5 protein-coding genes are annotated in these 3,412 nt (G+C 73.3%); 2 read left to right on the plus strand and 3 right to left on the minus strand.

The window, feature by feature from the left end; all coding sequences use genetic code 11:
* On the minus strand, window positions 1–691 hold a 691-nt coding region (locus tag ACFWVD_RS28095), incomplete at its 3' end, for an aminotransferase class V-fold PLP-dependent enzyme (RefSeq protein ID WP_379247858.1).
* Between the two features lie 348 nt (window positions 692–1,039).
* Here ACFWVD_RS28095 and ACFWVD_RS28100 point away from each other — a divergent pair.
* Both ACFWVD_RS28100 and ACFWVD_RS28105 read left to right on the plus strand, forming a co-directional pair.
* Window positions 1,040–1,228: a hypothetical protein gene (locus ACFWVD_RS28100; RefSeq protein WP_081521172.1), complete on the plus strand. Its 189-nt coding sequence runs from the start codon at window positions 1,040–1,042 to the stop codon at window positions 1,226–1,228.
* A gap of 139 nt (window positions 1,229–1,367) precedes the next feature.
* Window positions 1,368–2,189, plus strand: a complete 822-nt coding sequence (locus ACFWVD_RS28105; protein ID WP_030390795.1) for an AfsR/SARP family transcriptional regulator — start codon at window positions 1,368–1,370, stop codon at window positions 2,187–2,189.
* Window positions 2,190–2,261: 72 nt separating this feature from the next.
* Here the strand turns inward: ACFWVD_RS28105 and ACFWVD_RS28110 are convergent, their stop codons facing one another.
* Both ACFWVD_RS28110 and ACFWVD_RS28115 read right to left on the minus strand, forming a co-directional pair.
* Window positions 2,262–2,915, minus strand: coding sequence for a hypothetical protein (locus ACFWVD_RS28110; protein WP_379247860.1), 654 nt, complete (start codon window positions 2,913–2,915; stop codon window positions 2,262–2,264).
* A gap of 20 nt (window positions 2,916–2,935) precedes the next feature.
* Window positions 2,936–3,412, minus strand: a 477-nt coding sequence (locus ACFWVD_RS28115) for an SRPBCC family protein (RefSeq protein ID WP_379247862.1), incomplete at its 5' end; no start/stop codon positions are given.

The following is a 3,412-nucleotide window of genomic DNA, read 5'->3' on the forward strand; positions in this document are numbered from 1 at the left end:
CGCCCGGCGGGTCGTCGTGGGGGTGGGGGGCGAGGTAGGCGAATCCGATGTCCTGCGGGCCGCGCAGGAACCGCCAGCCGTCCGCGGTGAGCAGCCGGCAGCCGATGCGCCGGGCGTCGACGGGCAGCAGGCCCACCGAGTGGGAGGCGTCGAGCGTGTACTGGGCGCGGTGGGGGGCCAGCAGCCGGCCGATCTCCTCGACGGGGTTGACGGTTCCGCAGGCCGCGGAGAGGTGGACGACGGAGACCAGGGCGACGTCCTCGTCGAGGTGGGTGCGCATCCAGTCCAGGTCGAGGTCCCCGTCCGGGCGCAGCGGGACGACCTCCAGCCGGCAGCGGGTGCGCTCGCGCAGGGCGTGCAGGGCGTGCAGGTGGGCGACGCCCTCGTGGGGTGTGGTCCAGATCCGGTCGCTCGGGCGAAGGACGGTGGTGCGCGTGAACGCCTCGAAGGCCTGTGCCGCGCCGGTGGTCAGGACGGTGCGGCCGGCGGGGACGCCGAGCAGGTCGGCGAGGCGTGCGTGGACGCGGCGGTGCGGTGCGCCGGGGGGGCTGCCGCGCAGTGCGGCCGGCCCGTAGCGGTCCTCCAGGGCCGTGGCCCGGGCGAGTACGGCGTGCACGGCGTCGGGCATCCGGCCGGTGCCGGCGGTGTTCAGGTGGGCCGTTCGTTCCCCGGATTGCGTCGGCGTGTTCATTTCAGGGGCCTCCCCCCGCCGTGGGGCCGCCGGTTGTCCACGGCCCTCGCTCAACAGGCATTGCCAATAGGCTTGGCAATACATTGCCCAGCGGTTGGCAGTTTTGGCAATGCAGGAATGCGGGCGCTCCGGCGAGGCTCGAGTTTCTCCCCGCGTTCCCGGCGGGCCATGAACGGCGATGTCCTGCCGGGCTGTTGATCGTGGTTTTCCGTGCAGGTCATCATGGTTTTTGTGGGGCTCTCCACCGTGTCTCGAGTGATGTCCGAGCGAGTCCCGAGCGGGCATTGCCAAGCTTCTTGGCAGAAGAGTTGCCAAGAAGAATCAAACAATTGCCATGGAGGAGTCATCATGAGGAACATCGCCCGCGTCGCCGCCACCGCCGCTCTGGTCTGCGCCGCCGTGCTCGGCGCGGGCGCGGCCGCCCAGGCCGACCCGATCGACTGGCCCGTGGTCCCGGCCCAGGCCGGCCCGATCGACTGGCCCGTGGCGCCGGGTGCGGCCGCCGGCCCGGCCCGCTCCGCGATCGACTGGCCGTAACCGAAGACGGCTCGAAAGCCGCTGGAGGAAAGGGATGGAAAACATCCACCGCGGCTAGCGTGCGCGACACGGGGGCAGTACCTCCGCCACCGGTGGCAGAAAATCGCCGGGGAACTCGACGAGTTACGGAGGGGAGACCGTGAGGATTCAGGTTCTGGGTCCGTTGAGTGCCGAGGTCAACGGGGGATCCATCGTTCCGTCCGCGGGAAAGCCGAGACAGGTCCTGTCGCTGCTCTCGCTGTATCCCGGGCGCGTGATACCCGTGCCCACCCTCATGGAGGAGATCTGGGGGACCCAGCCGCCGCAGAGCGCGCTGACCACCCTGCAGACGTACATCCTGCAATTACGCCGGCGCCTGGGCACCGCGATGGGCCCCGACGCCCCGGGCGGCGCCAAGGACGTCCTGGCCACCCGGCACGGCGGCTACCTGCTCCAGGTGCCCGAGGAGAGCGTCGACGTGCACGACTACGAACGCCTCTCCCGCGAGGGCCACAGCGCCTTCGAGCAGGGCGACGACCGTACCTCCGCCGACCGCCTGCGGGCCGCGCTCCAGCTGTGGCGGGGCCCCGCGCTGGTCGACGTACGGGTCGGCCCGATCCTCGACATCGAGGTGCTGCGGCTGGAGGAGAGCCGTCTGGTGACGGTGGAGCGGCGGATCGACGCCGACCTGAGGCTGGGCCGGCACTCCGAACTGATCGCCGAGCTCACCGACCTGACCGCCCGCCACCCCCAGCACGAGGGACTCCACTCGCAGGTCATGGTGGCGCTGTACCGGTCGGGGCGGCAGGCGACCGCCCTGGACGTGTACCGCAGGCTGCGGGCCCGTCTGATCGAGGACCTCGGCGTGGAGCCCTCGCCGCAACTGCAGCGCCTGCACCAGGCCATGCTGGCCGTCGACCCGCAGCTCGATGTGATCGCCGGACCGCGGCACACCTCCACCTTCGACCTGTTCGCCGCCTGAGAGCGCTCCCGCCACCGCCGGACCGGAGCCGGACGGGGAGCCCGGGGGTCGGGGGCCGGGGGTCGGGGGCGGTCAGGGGCGGGGGCGCGGTCGGTGCGCCTCGCCGACCAGGTAGCGGTCCTGGACGAGGTGGGCGGTCGGGGTCGGGACCGTCGGCAGGGTCAGCAGGCGCAGCAGGTGCGTGCGGCGTTCGGTGGCGGGGAGCGCGTCGAGGGCGGCGGCCTCCTGCGCGGGCAGGTGGCCGCGCGGCAGGAGGCGGTGGGGGTCGAGGTCGGCGGGCTGGGCGTGGAGGCGTAGGCGTCCGGTGCGGCTGACGCCGACCACGATCAGCTCGCCGGTGTGTGCCAGGGCGATCTCCACGCCCGTGCCGGGCCCGCGCAGCACGGGGTGCCCGTCCGGCCCGACGCCCAGTTCCACGGTGTGCACGGGCAGGTCGAGGGCGGTGGCGGCGGCGTACTTCATGACGTAGCGCGAGACGGCGAAGCGGATGCGGCCGGCTGCGGCCGGGGTCCGGCGAAAGCGCGGCCAGTCGTCCCCGAGCAGCGGGCGCAGGCCCGGGTCGAGCAGGACGGCGGTCAGCCACTGTCCCCAGGTGGTGCAGACGACCGCGCGGCCGGTGTCCTCCAGCCGGTCCCCCGCCTCGTCCCAGGGGCCCTCCACACCCTCGGGGCCCTGGAGGTACAGCGGCGGGGCGGGGGCGTGTGCGGCGGGGTGGGCCGGTGCCATCGGCGCTCTCCTTCGCGTGCTCATCGCAGGCGGCGCACGGCGGTCCGGGCCCGCCAGCCGGCCAGGTGCAGCGTCCGGGTGCTCGCGTGTCCCAGCCGGGTCCGTACCTGGCGGCGGGTCTCGGCGAGGCCGCCCGCGGCTCCCGGATCCCACCGGTCCTGCCGGTCCTGCCGGTTGTGGGGGGTGTGGGGGTCGTGGAGCAGGACCTGTTGGGCGCAGACGACCCGTACGCCGTCCCCGTCGGGGGTCAGGGACCATTCGCCGGTGTGGGCGGCGATCGGTGCGGGGGTGAGGAGTTCCTTGTAGACGATGCGGGCGGCGGCGGGGAAGCACAGGCGGACCCCGCGGGTGGTACGGGTGAGTCCGTCGGGGGCGGCGCTGGTGTCGACGGCGGTGATCTGCACGCCGGGGGCGTCCTGCCGGACGTCGACGGCGTCGATGTGCGGGAGGCGTTCGGGCCAGTCCTGGATGCGGTGGAGGAAGTCGTAGACGAGTTC

Origin of the sequence: Nocardia sp. NPDC058666 (assembly GCF_042714895.1) — a bacterium.
Lineage (GTDB): Bacteria > Actinomycetota > Actinomycetes > Mycobacteriales > Mycobacteriaceae > Nocardia.